A 17,350-nucleotide genomic window follows, 5' to 3' on the forward strand; every position below is an offset into this window, starting at 1 on the left:
ATTTTACATCTAATTTAATTACTAAGCAGAGATACTATAGATAAAAATATTTGCATAGATTGCTGCTCAAATTCTACGGATAGTTGGGTTCTGGAAATTAATAACAAAAGACAAATGCCAAACATGTAGAGAATAGACCACCTAAAAAGAGACTTTGCTCTTGAAAGATCATCAGGAGATTTCTTTAAATCATTTATTAATTGCAAAAATCTTCCATTAAATGGCAATAACATAATTCCGTATAAGAAACCCCCTTCAGGTAAAGCAAAGACTCCCATAATACTCATTAAAACTGTTGCCCATCCGTAACGAGAAATCGCTTTAGCAGTAAAAACAGATCCTTTAACAGAAGGAAGCATAGGAATACCAACAGATGCGTAATCATCCTTCAACAAAATTGCAAGTGCCCAAAAATGAGCTGGAGTCCATAACATCACTAAACCAAACAACCACCAACCACTAAGACCTACATGCCCTGTGGCGGCAGACGCTCCAACTAAGGGTGGTATTGCACCAGCAACTCCTCCGAAAACAATGTTTTTTGTTGTACGAGGTTTCAAAATAACTGTATATAAAATTACGTAGCTAAATAAACCAAGAAGAGTTAATCCCGCAGCCAAATAATTTACACCACTTACTAAAAGCATCGAAGCTGCCAAGGTACATGATACGGCGGCTAAAAATACAGTCTCAGATGACAACTTTCCTGCTGGCAAGGCTCTTTTGCTAGTTCTTGTCATCCTCTTATCTAATTCCATTTCCCACAAACAATTAAGAGCTCCTGCTGCTGCTGCGGCCAAAGCGCCTCCTCCTAAAGTACAGATAAGTTTCGGGGAAGACAAAGGCCATTCTTCTGTTAAAGCCATTCCTCCCAAAGTTGTGGCCAGTAAAAGTGGGATTAATCTAGGTTTTGCTACTTCAAGCCAAGGAGGCAAAGTTAATCTTTTTCTTGAAGGTACAACTTCGTCCCTAATTGAAGATTGATAGTTCAATTTTTCTAAGTTATTACTGTTCATTAGTTGATACTGACCGTTTGGGGATTAAGGGAGTGATTTAGATTTTTTTTGGTAAAAGGATTTCTAAAAATTAATGTTGTTAATATCGCTATAAATAAAGAGGCGTTTAGTTGATGACCGATAATAAAAATAGGTTCATTCAAATTTGTTTTAAGACTTAAAACACCCAAAGTAATTTGAGAAAATAAGAGAAAAATAAGTGTTGTGAGATATTTCCAATTTTCATTAAGCAAACTTCTCTTATAAATTGCAGTAGCAATAATCAACAAAATTGAAAAAGCAATTGGAAAAGCAAATAATTTATGAGTATTTAGAATTAGACATTGTTTATTAAAAGATAAGCAAATATGTGCTGACCAGGTTGATGAAAGCCTTACGCCAATAAAAGATTGAATCAGAGTAAGTAAAAGAGGAACAAACAATAATAATCTCCACCAAATTAACGGCTCTTCTATGTCTTCATTTTCTAAATTTTGATTTATTGAAATTGTCGTAATTAGAAGTAGAAAAGCTATCAAAAGATGGCCAGTAACAGTATATGAATCAAGCAGATTTATTACTGTTAAAGCTCCAAAGGATCCTTGGACAATAACGAGAAAAAGTAATAATGAATAAGTTTTAGGTAACCAATTTGGAATTTCATTTTTCCAAATAATTGAAAGCGCAAATTTAAAAAGAATTAATATTCCAACCAGAAAAGCATCTAGACGATGAAACCATTCTAGAAATACTCTTAGGTTCATATGTTTAAAAGGCAAAAAAGATCCATAACATAATGGCCAATCTGGACAGGCAAGTCCTGCCTCCATGACTCTCGTAGCACCTCCAATTACGATTAGTCCTATAAGTGCAAATACACTATGACTTCCCAACCTTTTAAAAATTGTCAGATATTTTGATTTATATAATTGGTTATTAATCAAATGGATAAAACCTATTATTTTGCATAATAAATTAGATTCAAAAACCAAACATTAATTAAAAATTAATATGTTTAATTTAAAAAATAATTTACTAATTTAATCTTTTTTCCCTGACAATTAACTCTAAAAAGTTATTAATAATACTCCTTTTATTTCATAAATCTTAAGAAGTTGTGAATTTAAATGTTTTTCTTTTAACAAAGGATGCAGGATTGGAAAAATTGAATATCTTGAGGATATAAATACAAATTTTTAGAGATCAATTGTTAAATAAAAACATTTATTTAATACTAATTATTTCACTCGTTTTTGCTATATCTTTTTGGATTGGTTTTAATGTAAATTTGCTCCCAGCAGAAGCAAGTATCAATGCACCAATTTACGATGAACTTTTTAAAATTCTTTTCATCATTGGATTAATTATTTTTATAGGAATGACAATAGCAGTTATTTATAGCTTATTTAAGTTTAGGAAAAGAAATGATCAGATAGGCGATGGAATAGCTTTGGAGGGAAATTTAAGCTTAGAAATTGTATGGACAATTATCCCTTCAATAATTGTTTTATTAATAGGTTTATATAGCTACAACATCTACGATCGAATGGGAGGGATGAAAGAACTTAATCATAATCACGAAATGATGACTTCTAACACTGAAAAAATATGGGCAGGAATAAGTCAAATTTCTGATAATGAAATAGCAATGAATAATTTATCAATTGAAGTCTCAGCTATGCAATTTGCATTTCTATTCAATTATCCCAAGGGCAATTTCATATCAGGAGAACTACACGTTCCTGTTGATCAAAAAGTATCAATGAAAATGGAATCCAAAGATGTAATTCATGCTTTTTGGGTACCAGAGTTCAGAATTAAACAGGATATTATTCCTGGACAACCTACAATTCTAAATTTCACTCCTACAAAAGTAGGAAAATATCCAATAATTTGTGCAGAATTATGCGGACCATATCATGGAGGGATGAGAGCCTCCATAATTGTTGAAGAAGAATCTGATTACAACGAATGGTTTAACAAAAATAAAAAACCAGAGGTAAATTTATGACAATATCAATTGATCCACAAAAAACTAGTAATGAAAGCCTTCAACCTAAAGGTTGGCTTAGATACTTTAGTTTTAGCCTTGATCATAAAGTAATTGGGATACAGTATTTAGTTTGCGGTTTTCTTTTCTATTTAATTGGAGGAACATTAGCGAGCGCTATAAGAATTGAACTAGCTAGTCCAATGTCTGATTTTATGCCAAGAGATGTTTATAACCAAGTTTTAACTTTACACGGAACAATAATGATATTTCTTTGGATAGTTCCTGTAGTAAACGGTGCTTTTGGAAATTATTTAATTCCATTTTATGTAGGCGCGAGAGATATGGCATTCCCAAGATTAAATGCCGTAGCTTTTTGGTTAATTCCTCCTTCAGGTTTGATGCTAGTAGCAAGTTATTTTGTAGAGGGTGCTGCTCAGGCTGGATGGACGGCTTATCCACCTTTGAGCATAACTACTCCTCAATCGGGCCAAATTATTTGGATACTTAGCGTTTTATTACTTGGAGGCAGTTCTATATTTGGTGGAATAAACTTTATCGCGACCATTATAAAATTAAGAAGGCCAGGATTAAAACTTATGCAATTGCCAATGTATTGTTGGGCAATGCTTGGGACAAGTCTACTAGTTGTTTTGTCAACTCCTGTTTTAGCAGGCACTTTAATTCTACTTAGCTTCGATATCATCGCTAATACAGGTTTTTTCAATCCTGTTTTAGGAGGCAATGTCGTAGTTTATCAGCATTTATTTTGGTTTTATTCTCATCCAGCTGTATACATTATGGTCCTTCCTGCCTTTGGTTTAGTTAGTGAAATACTTCCTGTACATGCTAGAAAACCACTTTTTGGATATACAACAATGGTTTTTTCAATAATGGGGATAGTAGTTTTAGGTTTAGTTGTTTGGGCGCATCATATGTTTACGAGTGGAACTCCCCCTTGGATGAGATTATTCTTTACTATTGCCACAGCATTTATTGCTGTTCCAACAGGTATAAAATTTTTCAATTGGGTTGCAACATTATGGGGAGGTAAAATTTCCATCAATAGTGCAATGCTATTCTCTTGCGGGTTTATTATAAATTTTGTTTTTGGAGGTATTACAGGAGTTGCTTTGGCACAGGTACCTTTTGATATTCACGTACATGATACCTATTTCGTTGTAGCCCATTTTCATTACATAGTTTATGGAGGGACTGTTTTTATTATTTTCTCTTCAATTTATCATTGGTTCCCCAAAGTAACTGGAAAAATTCTCAATGAAAAATTAGGAATTTTACATTTTATCATTACCTTTATTGGATTTAACTTATGCTTTGCTCCTCAACATTGGCTTGGTTTAAATGGAATGCCCAGAAGAGTTGCAGAATATGATCCTCAATTCCAGTTCGTTAATCAAATTAGTAGCCTTGGGGCTCTTTTGATGGCTATAAGTACAATTCCTTTTTTGATTAATGTATTCCTTAGCGTGAGAAATGGCAAAGATGCTGGCGATAACCCTTGGAATGCTCTTACACCTGAATGGTTAACATCTTCTCCACCTCCAGTTGAAAATTGGAAAGGAGAAGCTCCATTAGTTGAAGAACCTTATGGTTATGGTAAAGAAATTTCTGAATAAAAATAAAACATATGACAACTCTAGATAGCTCAAAAGAAATTCAAAAAAATAATTCTGAAGTTAATGAAACTCATGAAGACTTCAGAATGTTTGGTCTTATAACTTTCCTAATTGCGGACGGAATGACTTTTGCCGGATTCTTTGCTGCTTATTTAACTTATAAAGCAGTTAATCCATTACCTGATGGTGCTATTTATGAATTAGAACTGCCAATACCTACACTAAATACAATTTTGTTACTTGTTAGTAGTGCAACTTTCCATAAAGCAGGCAAAGCACTTTTAAAAGATAAAAACTCTGATTCCCAAAAATGGTTATTTATTACTGCTTTTCTTGGAATTTTATTTTTAATATGTCAATTATTTGAATATTTTCATTTACCTTTTGGATTAACCGATAACTTATTCGCAAGTACTTTTTATGCTCTTACTGGGTTTCATGGATTACATGTAACTTTAGGCACTTTAATGATTTTAATTATTACTTGGCAATCAAGAATCAATGGAGGAAGATTAACTAGTCAAAATATGTTCCCATTGGAAGCTGTTGAATTGTACTGGCATTTTGTAGATGGAATATGGGTTATTTTGTTCATTATCTTATATCTTTTATAAAAAAACTAAATTTAAAAAATTAAATATATTTTTTATTAATTTATATTGCCACAGTTCTCCTTTTTAGTAAGAATATATAATTAGAAATTTGTCAGATAATGCTTGAAGGAAAAGAACTTCTTGAAAAAGCAAAATTATTAAGTAAAAAATCTGAAGAAGAGATAGCAAAAGGTTGTGGGTACGTTGGTCCTAGCGGAAGAATCTTAAGAAAAAGTTTTTATAGGGCGCTTATCGAAGCTAAGGGTTACAAAATAGGAAATGGTCGTCAGGGGAAAAATGGTAATAGAGCTTCAAGAGGCAGACAGACAGAATTCAAAACCAGAGTTCATGGTAATGGAAACCTATTAATTGGTAATGCTTACACCAAAAAATTAGGTCTAGAACCTGGTCAGGAATTTAAAATTGATCTTAAAAGAGAGTCTAAAACAATTTATCTAATTCCATTAAATTAAAAAATATATTTTACCAACCGTTTTCTTTAAGCCATTCCGAAGAAATATTATTTGAAGATAAATCTTGATTATTATTTTTATTAAATAAAAGTAATTTCTCTACATATTTAATAAGTGCATCTGCCTCGAGGTTTACGCTGTCACCGACATTTAATTTATTCAGATTTGTGTTATGCCAAGTATGAGGAATTATCGCAATAGTAAATATTTCTCCTTCCTGCTCATATTTTGCAATTGTAAGACTTATACCATTGATACAAATACTGCCTTTATTAACTACATATTTCGAAAAATTATTATTTTTCCACTTTATAGATAAAAGCCATGATTTCTCAAATTTTTCTATATTCTCAACTGTTCCAAGGCCATCAACATGTCCACTAACTATATGTCCTCCTAGACGGTCAGACACTCTAAGAGCGGGCTCCAAATTAACAATCTGATTCAGGTTCGACTTTACTCCTAAAGTTGTTTTTTTTAATGTCTCCTCACTAACATCAACAGTAAATTTATTTTGAAAAATCTCTTTAACTGTCAAACAAATTCCATCAACAGCTATGCTGTCACCGATTGCCATGTCAAATAAATTATCTAGAATTTCAATTTCTAAAAAATTTTTTTCTTGTCTTAGTTTTCCAACTGATTGAATTATTCCTGTAAACATAGATTTAAGAAAAATATTTTTGCAAAATTTTGTATTTACTTTAATTTACTTTAAATGATTTTCAACTATAAATAAATTAAAGAATAAATAAAAAGAAATTGATCATATTTAGATGATTATAAATTCACAAAAAAGATCATTTGGTAGAGGGGCGAAAGTGAGCTTATTCACTTTAGGGACAATGCGAGCAACTGAGAGTATCGAAAAAATGTATAGCATAATAAAAAATGCATATTATGTAGGAATTAACCACATAGAAACCGCACCCTCTTATGGTGATGCTGAATCACTTATTGGAAATTCAATAAAAAAATTAGCAATAGAAGAGAATATAAAAGAAAAGAATTGGGTGATTACTTCCAAAGTTTTACCAAAGGGTGATTTTGACTTTTTAAAAAATAATTTTAAAAAGTCTCTTAAAAATTTAAATCGTAAGAAAATTAATAATCTTGCAATTCACGGACTCAACTTAAAACAACATTTAGATTGGGTTCTTGCTGGAGAGGGGAAGAAATTCATATCTTGGATACTTGAGAAGGAACTAGTTGATCAAGTTGGTTTTAGTTCTCACGGAAGTTATTCATTAATTAAAGATGCAATTAACTGTGAAGTTTTTACTTTTTGTAGTCTTCATTTACATTATTTAGATCAATCTAAGATTGCTTTAGCAGAGGAAGCTATAAAAAAAGGTATGGGAGTTTTAGCAATATCACCTGCTGATAAAGGCGGCAGATTGTATTCTCCAAGTGATATTTTGATAGAGGCCTCTAAGCCTTTTCATCCATTAGAGTTAGCGTATCGATTTCTGTTGGCAAAAGGCATTACAACTTTATCCTTGGGAGCGACAAACAAAAAAGATTTTGAATTTGCGCATAAACTTAGAAACTCATTCGAGAAGCTTACAAAACTTGAAAAAAGCGCCCTGAATAAAATTGAGGAAGTTTCTAATGAAAGATTAAACTCAACCAAATGTGAACAATGTAGATCTTGTCTTCCATGTCCAAATGAAGTGCCTATTCCAGAAATACTTCGTTTAAGAAATATATCTATTGGTTATGGCCAATTAGAATTTTCAAAAGAAAGATACAATTTAATAGGAAAAGCTGGCCACTGGTGGGAAGAAAAAAATTCCTCATTTTGTGAAGAATGTAATGAATGTGTTCCTAGATGTCCTACTAAATTAGATATACCAAATTTATTAAAGGAAACTCATAACTTATTAATTGAAAATCCTACAAAAAGATTATGGGGATAAGGACTCATTCCAGATATTTTTAAGATTAATTTTTTGTTCATTTGTTAAGACAGGGAAAGACCAACTATTTTGCCAACATTTCTCAGAAGGTCCTGAGGTGGGTAGCATTTCAGATTTATATTTACTTTGCAAATAATCACTACTGAATGGAAGATACCAACCCTGGCTTACTAATTTATCTACTATTGATTTATTTTCTAAAGATTTAATCCATTGAATTAATATTGCATTATTTAGATTTGATCGGCTAAGTAGAAAATGCCACATCAAAGGTACGCCTTGGCTTGGAAAAACTAAAGAAAGCCTTGGATCTATTTTTAAATATTTTGAACAAAGACTATAAGGAACTATTGCGACACAAGCATCGGAATTAATCAGCCAATTGAGCATATTTTTATCATCAAATATCATTGCTTGGCTTTTGAGTTTTTTTAAAGAATTAGATGTATTAATTTTTTTAGCAATTGACAATATTATTCTGGGACTTTGCGGAAAAATTATTTTTCCAGTTAATTTTTTGGAAAGAAGAAAATCCCAAGATGTTCTGGCTGAATTTATTAAGTCTTTATTATTTTTAATGATAATTGCATAGGGTACTACTCCAATAGGAAATAATTTACTCCTCTGATTTTGATTAAAACTTCCCAAAAAATCTATCGATCTCTTATCCAAATTTTCGAACAGTGCATATACATTTATTTTTTCAAATACTGAAAAATCTATACTAGAAATCCATCCATCATTTATTAAAGTAAAGTCAGAATTGAAAATTGTGTTTCTATTTTTTTGTAGCCGAATATTTTCAAAATTAATTTTTTCCTGCTTCCAATCTTTTGGAATCGTATCTTTAAAAGATTCTGGATAAAAAGAATTTTGTAATGCAATTTTTACTTTATTAGGTATATTACTGCAAGAGTTTAAAAAAAATAAAAGCGAAAGCTTACCACAATTTAAAAATTCTCTTCTGGATGCAAATTTTGAAAACATTCAGCAATCCTTCTCTAAAGAAATTTGACCTAGGCCCCTCATCATTTCCAGATTTTGTTGACACAATGAAACTATTTCTTCATTTTTAAATCCATCTAAGAAAGCAAGCAATGATATTCCACCGGCACCTACACCTTCTTTTACATGACCTAATTCATAATCCCTCAATTCTTTGTATTTTGAAGATTTGAAATTTAAAGGACTTGCTAAACCTAATAATTTGACATCATATTTTTCATTAATTAGATTTACTAGATCATTTAGAGAATTATCTTTCACAAGCCACCCAGTTGTCGCAATAAAAACATCTTCAATAAATTGATTTTTATTTTTTTCATCTAATAATTCTAATACAAGCAAAATGACTGCTAACATCTGACTTCCGCCAGACAATATTACAGGTTGTTTTGCTAACCTTGCACCAATTAATAGACCCATTGAAAAAGCTTGGAAAGGATCACCTACCGCCGCGACAACATCAAAAGAGTCGAAATCAGCCTTGAAATTTGCATTGAAAAGTCCTCTTTTAACTACTTGTCTTCTCAGTTCTCTTGGCGCTTTAAATAAACTACTGCCAACTAAATTAGACACCTGCAACCCAAAAGCTTCCATTACAGCCTGAGCAGTTGTGGTGCCTCCGGGTACAGATTCAGAAATTAAAACTGATTGTTTTAAGGATTTTCCTATCGCAAGACCTTTTTCAAAGAGATTTAAAACTCTCTCTCTAGTCATCGATTTACCAGTAGTAAGACAATTTGATGGGCCCATATCTCTATCTTCTACAACCAAATGATTAAAATAAGGCTTTGCTCCTATTCCCAGAGGAACAACAACTGGATAAATATTTATGAGCTTTGAACAAACATGACTGATTAGGGCAGGAGTTACTCCTGCATTTAGAAGAGGCAATTTATATTTATGATCTTTTGAAGCACCCTCAAGCAAAAATTCGGCATCTGCGAGCGCGGTTGTTCTCCTTGATTTTGCACTAATACCTGCAGCAGAAATACCTGGAATTTGAGAAGTATTAGTGCCTGCAATTACAAGAAATATTTTTAAATTTTTAATATTCTTTTTTAGTATTTCTAACTTATTAAATTTTCTTTTTTTGTTGGATTCATTTCCAAAAAAATTTATACCTAATTCTGTACTGTACATTTTTACTTTTTTCAATTATTAAAATCAACTAAGCCATTTAATAATCTTGGAGGATCTGGGATATTTAATTTAAATTTTGGAAACAGAGAATATGCAACTACATGTACCGTTAAAACATAAACTATTTCTTGAAAAATTATTAAAAAAATTGCACCTAATTGGATACTTAAAATTGAGGGTGAAAAAGGTAAATTTAATAATCCAATGAATTTTTCTAGTAGACCATAACTTGCTCTAGTAATTAAAACCCAAAGATTATCACCGACCAACGTAGATAATGCTATTACTCGTACGAAAAAGCCAAGGGTTCCAATAAAAACTCCTACAGTTAGACTAAATCTCCAACTTTTTTCTCTAAACCAACACCAGCCCAACCAAAAAGCCAAGATCCCATAAGGAAATAAAAATAAAGTTCCTCTAACAGGACCCATAATTATGAATAAAAGTAGAAATTGTATTAGGAGTCCTTCCAATGCAGTTTTAGTTCCTCTTCTCAAGTGCAACAGTATCATTGGGAGGGGTAAAATCAATCTTAATAAAGCTCCTCCAATTGGCAAATAATATAATGCAACCCATAATAAAGACGAAAGAGATGCTAAATAAGAGGTCTCGACAATATTTAATGCTTCAGTTTTTGTTGTTATTTTCATTTTTTGTTGAGTATTTTTAATTAATTTTTATTCATATTTTTTTTTGAATCAAAGATACGTTCAATCTTTTCTATTTCAAAATTTACCTCAGAATTACTCAATATGTTACTTAACTCTTCAGTGGGATCTTTTGGATCTACATCTTTTAAAATGAATATTATCTTGTAAGATTGAAGCTCAATTTTTCTTTTTTTTGATAGATTCTTAATTTTTTTATTTTTTTTATCATCAAATTTTTTATTTTCTTTTTCTAAATTTATATCGTTTTTATTTTCTGGAACATTTTTTTGCTTTTCTACTTTTTTTATTTTTTTATTTTTTTTATCATCAAATTTTTTATTTTCTTTTTCTAAATTTATATCGTTTTTATTTTCTGGAACATTTTTTTGCTTTTCTACTTTTTTTATTTTTTTATTTTTTTTATCATCAAATTTTTTGTTTTCTTTTTCTAAATTTGTATCGTTTTTATTTAATAAGTTATTTTGTAAATCTTCATTTTTGCTTGTTTTTTCTAAATCATTAAAACTACTTTCAAGAAAATTTCCAATCCTCCCTCCAGAGCATGATTGCAAGAAAATTAAAAAAATTAATAAAAAAAATTCTTTTTTTTTAAAAATCATAATTTTCTAACTTTTCATTTTCCTTCTACTTTTTTTATTACTTATCTTCGTTTTTTTTAAAGTAGAACCTTTTTTATCTTTTAGTTTTTCTTCTAAAAGAGATACAGCATCATCTATGGTAAATTTTTCTAAGTCAGTATCTTTTGCAAGCGAAACGTTAGTTTTACCACATTTTAAATAGACGCCATATCTTCCATTTAATATTTGAATTTTTTCGTTAAATTCTTTTGGTTTTCCAAAGTCTTTAAGTACTTCTTGACCACCTCTACCCATTTTTGGCATCGCAAGAATTTCTAATGCTCGTTCTATATCAACTGTAAAAACATCATCCTCTTTCTTTAAGGATCTGTTTTCAGATTCATTTTCATTTTTAATCCATTTGATATATGGGCCAAATCTTCCTCTATCAGCCTCAACAACTCCTCCTTCAGGATGAACTCCTAACAATCTAGGCAAACTTAAAAGTACAAGAGCCTCATCTAGAGTTAGATCATCAGTTTTCAACTCCTTGGGTAATGAAGCTCTTCTTGGTTTAGCTTTATCTTGATCATTATTTCCCAATTGTACGTAAGGTCCATAAGGGCCAAATCTTAAAAAGACTTTTTCCCCAGTTTTTGGATCAGTTCCAAGATCCGATGGGCCACTTAAGATTTGATCAACTTGTTTTAAATCTAAATCTCCAGGAGTAATATCCATTGGAAGATTACCTTTAGCCTGTATTTCATTACCAGATTCATCAATTTTTGTACCCTCTAGCCAAGGTCCGTTAGAGCCTATTCTGACTACGCAAGGAAGGTCTTCGAAATCAACTTGTCTATAAGCTTTCCCATCAATATCACCCTCTGTTTTCTGAACCTTTACCTCCAAACCATTTTTACCTTTGTAGAAAGTTTCAAGGTATGGTAGCCACTCAAGATTGCCTGAAGATATTTCATCCAATGAAGATTCCATTTTTGCAGTAAAAGTAGTATCAACCAGATCAGGAAAATGTTCTTCTAATAGAGCAGTAACAGCAAAAGCTGTAAATGTTGGAGCCAAAGTATTGGAAGATATATTCGCATAACCTCTATCAACTATGGTCCCAATAATGCTTGCATAGGTAGAAGGTCTTCCAATCCCTTCTTTTTCAAGAACTTTAACTAATGCAGCCTCTGTATATCTTGCTGGTGGTTTAGTTTCATGAAAAGTAGATTCCTTATTAGTAACTTCAAGACATGTTCCAGTTGTTAAGTTTGGGAGAATAATTTCTTGTTGTTCAAGGGATGAACTTGGGTCATCACTTCCCTCGACATAAGCTCTGAAGAATCCTGCGAAATCAATACTTTTCCCGCTCGATTTAAATAATCCATCCCCTACGCTAATTTCAGCATTAATCATTGTTAGCCTAGCTTCCGCCATTTGACTTGCTACTGTTCTTTTCCAAATTAAATCGTAAAGTGATAAGTCTCTACCAGTTAGATTAGTTTCCTTTGGTGTTTTAAATACCTCACCTGCCGGCCTAATAGCTTCGTGAGCTTCTTGAGCATTTCTTGCAGTTGAATTAAATTGTCTTGGTGAGTTAGATAAATATTCTTTTCCATACATTGAACTGACACATTCCCTTGCAGCTCTTGTGGCTTGTTCGGAGAGATGAACTGAATCAGTTCTCATATATGTAATGAAACCTCTCTCATATAGCCCTTGAGCACATCTCATAGTTTCTCTTGCAGACAAACGAAGCTTCCTATTTGCTTCTTGTTGTAATGTGCTAGTTGTAAATGGAGGAACTGGCTTGCGAGTGGATGGCTTTTTTTCGATTTTTGAGACTCTCCAATCCTCGGAGGAAAAAGTCTTCAATAAATCATTAACTTTATCTTCTCCAATTATTAGAGATTTATTTCCTTGTTTTAATTTGCCGGTCTGTTCATTGAAATCAGAACCATTAGAAATTCTTTGACCTTTTAAACTAAATAATTTAGTTTCGAAAGTAACATTATCTTTTACAAGTAAAGCTTTTATCCCCCAGTAACTAGCTTTTTTAAAAGATCTTCTTTCTCTCTCTCTTTTAACAAGAAGTCTTACAGAAACCGATTGAACACGACCAGCAGATAATCTGGGGGCTACCTTCTTCCAAAGTAAAGGAGATAATTCATATCCAAAAAGCCTATCCAAGATTCTTCTGGTTTCTTGAGCCTGAACAAGTTCCATATCAATTTCTCTTGTTTTATCTAAAGCTTTATTAATTGCCTTTTTTGTAATTTCATGAAAAACCATTCTCTTAGTTGGTATTTTAGGCTTCAGTATTTGAAGAAGATGCCAGCTAATACTCTCTCCTTCTCTATCTTCATCAGTTGCCAGTAAAAGTTGGGTAGCACCTTTCAAAGCATCTTTCAGCTCTTTAACAACCTTTTTCTTATCTTTTGGAACTATATAAAGTGGTTCAAAATCCTCTGTTGTATTAACTCCTATCCTTGACCATTTTTCCTTTTTAACCGCAGCAGGTATTTCAGCAGCTCCTTTTGGAAGATCTCTTACGTGTCCCATTGAAGCGAGAACTTCATAATTAGAGGGCAAAAACTTTCTTATAGTTTTTGCTTTGGTGGGACTTTCAACAATAACAAGTGTGTGATCCAAGGTTTATTTCAAAAGTTGGTGTTTTTGTTCAGTTAGGGCATATTATGATTATTTGAAGCTTTTTCAAGTAATTTCTTCTGAAAATTTCAAAAATCATACCCACAAATTATAATCAAATTAAGATTAACTCTTAGACCCTTACAATCAAACATCTAATTTAATCCAATTTAATAAAGTGCCCAACGAAATCTTTACAATTAATTTAAATGCTCAAGCCATTATTCCAGAGGCTTTTATTTTACTAGGTATTGTTGGAACACTTCTTGTAGATTTAGCAGGAGAAAAAACTGCATCAAAATGGGCACCAATAATCTGCTATTTATCAATTGGGAGCTCTCTTGTTAGTTTGGCATTGCAATGGAGTAATCCGGCAGAAAGCGCATTCCTTGGGTCCTTTAATTCAGATAATTTAGCAATCGCATTTAGAGCAATAATATCTTTATCAACCTTAGTATCTTTACTTATAAGTTGGCGGTATACAGAACAAAGTGGTAGCCCTATTGGCGAGTTTGCTGCAATAGTTCTTTCAGCCACCCTTGGAGCAATGCTTTTGTGTGGATCTACTGACCTTATTAGTGTATTTATATCTCTGGAAACTTTATCTGTAGCAAGCTACTTACTTTCTGGTTATCTCAAGAGAGATCCAAGAAGTTCAGAAGCGGCCTTAAAATACCTTCTTGTTGGATCTGCTGCTGCTGCTGTTTATTTGTATGGATCCTCTTTTCTTTATGGATTAAGTGGTTCAACAAACCTAGCGACAATAGGCTTAGAGATTATAAATAAGCCATCCTTCATTACTTCACTAGCTCTTGTATTTGTCTTATCAACAGTTGCATTTAAAATTGCTGCTGTTCCCTTTCATCAATGGACTCCTGATGTATATGAGGGTTCACCTACTCCTGTAGTAGCTTTTTTATCTGTTGGTTCAAAAACGGCGGGCTTTGCATTTGCAATAAGAATATTAAGCACAACTTTCTCTTCTTTTGACGAAGAATGGAAACTTTTATTTACTATTTTGGCCATATTAAGCATGGCTCTAGGAAATGTTGTAGCTCTAGCTCAAACCTCAATGAAAAGGATGCTAGCTTACAGTTCTATTGGACAAGCCGGATTTGTAATGATTGGGATAGTATCTGGCACACAAGATGGTTTATCAGCAGCTGTTTTATATTTAGCTGCATATTTGTTTATGAATTTGGGTGCATTTTCTTGTGTAATACTTTTCTCTCTGAGAACTGGTTCTGACAGAATTCTTGATTACTCAGGACTTTACCAAAAAGATCCTCTCATTACATTAGGCTTAAGCCTTTGTCTTCTATCTCTTGGAGGTTTACCTCCAATGTTAGGATTTTTTGGAAAGATATACTTGTTCTTTGCAGGTTGGGCAAATCATCAATATCTATTAGTAATAGTTGGATTAGTAACTTCAGTTATATCTATTTATTACTACATTTCAGTGATAAAAATGATGGTAGTTAAAGAACCACAGGAAGCTTCTGAAATAGTCAAATCATATCCCCCAATTAATTGGGGAATTGTAGGATTACCTCCCCTGAGAATTGCACTTTATACTTGTGTCGCAGTAACTGCTCTTGGAGGAATCCTGTCTAATCCTCTTTTTAAATTAGCTAATACAGCAATTTCAGAAACTCCTTTCTTACAAGATATTATTGCTACAGCAAATAATATTTCCTAGAAGAATTCTTCAATAAATGTCTAAGAAAGTCGCGAGTTTAAAAAATATATCTAAAACATATGGGAAAGAAGATCTAACTGTTAAAGCCTTAGACAGCATAAACTTAGAAATTTATAAAGGTGATTATTTAGCTGTAATGGGAGCTAGTGGCTCAGGCAAAAGTACAGCTATGAATATTATTGGATGTCTAGATAGACCATCTGAAGGTATTTATAAATTAAATGATATTCCTGTTGAGAATTTATCTGATGATGAGCTCGCAGAAATACGCAACCAAAAATTAGGCTTCGTTTTTCAACAATTTCATCTTCTTTCGGATGCAACTGCACTTGAAAACGTAACTTTGCCAATGATTTATGCTGGTATTGAGCCTGAGCAAAGATTAGAGCGAGGTAAGAATGCCTTAAAAAAAGTTGGCCTTTCAGAAAGAATGAATAATCGCCCAAACCAATTATCCGGAGGCCAACAACAACGAGTTGCTATAGCGAGGGCTATTATCAATAACCCCGCAATTTTGTTAGCAGACGAACCTACTGGAGCACTAGATTCAAAAACCACTGAAGATGTATTAGATCTTTTTGACAAACTGCATGAATCTGGAATAACTATAGTTTTAGTTACTCATGAAGATGAAGTTGCAAATCGCGCAAAAAAAATAGCCAGATTTAAAGATGGAAGAATAGTTGAATTAAAAGTTAATTAAATTCAAAACCTTCTAATTACCTTCAGTTGAGTTTCATTTTCAATTCTTAAATTCCCATTTGAATCAATATCTCTAATTTTCCATGAATGAGGACAATAACCACTAGGTAAAAAACTTTTAGTAAGAAACTTATTTGCAGATTTAATTACATATTCTTTTTTCTTATTACATTCAATTGCATCATTAAAAGCTTTAAGAACTTTGGCTGTCCAATAATGATGATTAATATTTTTAGTTTGAAGTACTTTTGATAATGAAATACCTTCTGATGGAGTGTAATTTAAAACATTCATGCCAATTCCTACTCTTACATAGATAATTTCTTTGCCTCTTGTTATCACCCTTGGTAAAAATCCAATCAACTTTTTTGAACCAAAAAAAATATCATTTGGCCATTTCAAAGAAACATTTATATTCTCTTGTCTGAGCATTTCACATAACTTAATACCTAAAGACAAATTAAATATTTGACATGCAAATTCTTTTGAAAATATTGGGTAAGCTGCACTTAACCAAATCCCGCCTTTTGGAGAAACCCAAGTTTTTGAGTTTTGGCCAACACCTGAGAACTGTTCTCTTGCGATTATCGCTAATGGCTGATTTTTCTTTATTTCAGAATATTCAAGCAAGTTTGATAGCTCATTTTCGGTACTTTTACATTTTATTTTGTGATGAAGTGTCCAGGTTGGATATTGACCCTGAATTTTTTTTAAATAAAAAACTGTCTTAGCTGTAGGTCCAATAACTTTCACAAATTCTTTATTAAAACAACGAGCATCTTTTAGAAGATTAGATTAACTTTAGTCTTAATAAGTAAATTTTACAAATTGGACAAAAAGTATTTGCCAAGAGTTAATAGAAGAAATCCACACCCATTAAAAATTTGTCTTGATAATTTCAAAAAATCCTGCGGAGACTTAGATAAACTCTCTAAAATCAACGAAAACTGGAAGAACTTAATCGGATTAGAACTATTTCAAGAATGTAAACCATTAATTATTGAAAAAAAAATACTTACTATTGCAGTAAATCATCCACAATGGCGCCAAGCTTTAATTTATAACAAGCACAAATTAAGAGAAAGAATCGAGAAAATTGGAGTAACTTTGAATGAAATAAAAATAATACAAAATTATGAAATTAAAAATAAAAATATCAAAGCTACTAACGCAAAGATAGTTTGGGCAAAGCATCCAAGCAGAATCAATCAAAATAATATGTGCATTTGTACTCTTTGTAATTCCCCTACTCCTGAGGGCGAAATCAAAAGATGGGGAAAGTGTTCTTTTTGTTGGAGAAAAATAAAAAACTAAATT

The 17,350-nt window shown here is 32.0% G+C and carries 17 protein-coding genes; 8 read left to right on the top strand and 9 right to left on the bottom strand.

Translation table 11 applies throughout. The features are described from left to right. Window positions 1-14 precede the first annotated feature (14 nt). Window positions 15-1,016 (bottom strand): heme o synthase, encoded by a 1,002-nt coding sequence (locus EV02_RS05155; protein WP_032519480.1) that lies wholly within the window; start codon window positions 1,014-1,016, stop codon window positions 15-17. Beyond that, the gene (locus tag EV02_RS05150) at window positions 1,016-1,939 is read right to left on the bottom strand and encodes a COX15/CtaA family protein (RefSeq protein ID WP_032520447.1); all 924 of its coding nucleotides are present in this window, start codon (window positions 1,937-1,939) and stop codon (window positions 1,016-1,018) included. Before EV02_RS05150 ends, EV02_RS05155 begins: the two co-directional genes overlap by 1 nt. Window positions 1,940-2,202: 263 nt before the next feature. Here EV02_RS05150 and coxB point away from each other — a divergent pair, with 263 nt between their 5' ends. The 4 genes from coxB to EV02_RS05130 all read left to right on the top strand — a co-directional run bounded on the left by coxB (window position 2,203) and on the right by EV02_RS05130 (window position 5,688). Continuing rightward, complete coding sequence (coxB, locus tag EV02_RS05145) at window positions 2,203-3,006, top strand: cytochrome c oxidase subunit II (protein ID WP_032519481.1); 804 nt, start codon at window positions 2,203-2,205, stop codon at window positions 3,004-3,006. After that, a complete protein-coding gene (gene ctaD, locus EV02_RS05140) occupies window positions 3,003-4,622 on the top strand; it encodes a cytochrome c oxidase subunit I (protein WP_032519482.1) in 1,620 nt (539 codons plus the stop codon). The genes coxB and ctaD overlap by 4 nt, the downstream gene beginning before the upstream one ends. Window positions 4,623-4,633: 11 nt before the next feature. Further along, window positions 4,634-5,236 (top strand): cytochrome c oxidase subunit 3, encoded by a 603-nt coding sequence (locus tag EV02_RS05135; protein ID WP_032519485.1) that lies wholly within the window; start codon window positions 4,634-4,636, stop codon window positions 5,234-5,236. Window positions 5,237-5,334: 98 nt separating this feature from the next. Continuing rightward, complete coding sequence (locus tag EV02_RS05130) at window positions 5,335-5,688, top strand: AbrB family transcriptional regulator (RefSeq protein WP_032519486.1); 354 nt, start codon at window positions 5,335-5,337, stop codon at window positions 5,686-5,688. 10 nt (window positions 5,689-5,698) lie between these two features. Here the strand turns inward: EV02_RS05130 and EV02_RS05125 are convergent, their stop codons facing one another. Then, entirely contained in the window at window positions 5,699-6,352 is a 654-nt protein-coding gene (locus tag EV02_RS05125; protein ID WP_032519487.1) for a riboflavin synthase, read from the bottom strand. A gap of 112 nt (window positions 6,353-6,464) precedes the next feature. Here EV02_RS05125 and EV02_RS05120 point away from each other — a divergent pair, with 112 nt between their 5' ends. Continuing rightward, complete coding sequence (locus tag EV02_RS05120; RefSeq protein WP_032519489.1) at window positions 6,465-7,607, top strand: aldo/keto reductase; 1,143 nt, start codon at window positions 6,465-6,467, stop codon at window positions 7,605-7,607. Here EV02_RS05120 and EV02_RS05115 read toward each other — a convergent pair. The 5 genes from EV02_RS05115 to topA are packed head-to-tail and all read right to left on the bottom strand — an operon-like array spanning window position 7,596 to window position 13,635. Then, window positions 7,596-8,594 carry a hypothetical protein gene (locus EV02_RS05115; protein ID WP_032519490.1) on the bottom strand — a complete coding sequence of 333 codons (999 nt, stop codon included), beginning with the start codon at window positions 8,592-8,594 and terminating at the stop codon, window positions 7,596-7,598. The two genes, EV02_RS05120 and EV02_RS05115, sit on opposite strands and share 12 nt — an antisense overlap. Beyond that, on the bottom strand, window positions 8,595-9,752 hold the full coding sequence (gene cobT / locus EV02_RS05110) for a nicotinate mononucleotide-dependent phosphoribosyltransferase CobT (protein ID WP_032520448.1): 1,158 nt from the start codon (window positions 9,750-9,752) through the stop codon (window positions 8,595-8,597). A gap of 11 nt (window positions 9,753-9,763) precedes the next feature. Then, window positions 9,764-10,402 carry a DUF2232 domain-containing protein gene (locus EV02_RS05105; protein WP_032519491.1) on the bottom strand — a complete coding sequence of 213 codons (639 nt, stop codon included), beginning with the start codon at window positions 10,400-10,402 and terminating at the stop codon, window positions 9,764-9,766. A 20-nt stretch (window positions 10,403-10,422) separates the two neighbouring features. Further along, a complete protein-coding gene (locus tag EV02_RS05100) occupies window positions 10,423-11,022 on the bottom strand; it encodes a hypothetical protein (protein WP_032519493.1) in 600 nt (199 codons plus the stop codon). A 6-nt stretch (window positions 11,023-11,028) separates the two neighbouring features. Beyond that, window positions 11,029-13,635, bottom strand: a complete 2,607-nt coding sequence (gene topA / locus EV02_RS05095) for a type I DNA topoisomerase (RefSeq protein ID WP_032519496.1) — start codon at window positions 13,633-13,635, stop codon at window positions 11,029-11,031. A gap of 175 nt (window positions 13,636-13,810) precedes the next feature. Between topA and EV02_RS05090 the strand changes: the two genes are divergently transcribed. After that, entirely contained in the window at window positions 13,811-15,331 is a 1,521-nt protein-coding gene (locus EV02_RS05090) for an NAD(P)H-quinone oxidoreductase subunit N (protein WP_032519498.1), read from the top strand. A 16-nt stretch (window positions 15,332-15,347) separates the two neighbouring features. Then, on the top strand, window positions 15,348-16,034 hold the full coding sequence (locus EV02_RS05085) for an ABC transporter ATP-binding protein (RefSeq protein ID WP_032519499.1): 687 nt from the start codon (window positions 15,348-15,350) through the stop codon (window positions 16,032-16,034). Between the two features lie 2 nt (window positions 16,035-16,036). Here the strand turns inward: EV02_RS05085 and EV02_RS05080 are convergent, their stop codons facing one another. After that, entirely contained in the window at window positions 16,037-16,786 is a 750-nt protein-coding gene (locus tag EV02_RS05080) for a biotin--[acetyl-CoA-carboxylase] ligase (RefSeq protein WP_032519500.1), read from the bottom strand. Window positions 16,787-16,861: 75 nt separating this feature from the next. Here EV02_RS05080 and EV02_RS05075 point away from each other — a divergent pair, with 75 nt between their 5' ends. Further along, window positions 16,862-17,347, top strand: coding sequence for a DUF721 domain-containing protein (locus EV02_RS05075; RefSeq protein ID WP_032519502.1), 486 nt, complete (start codon window positions 16,862-16,864; stop codon window positions 17,345-17,347). Window positions 17,348-17,350: the final 3 nt, after the last annotated feature.

It is taken from the genome of Prochlorococcus marinus str. SB (assembly GCF_000760115.1).
In the GTDB taxonomy this organism is placed as follows: Bacteria; Cyanobacteriota; Cyanobacteriia; order PCC-6307; family Cyanobiaceae; genus Prochlorococcus_A; species Prochlorococcus_A marinus_D.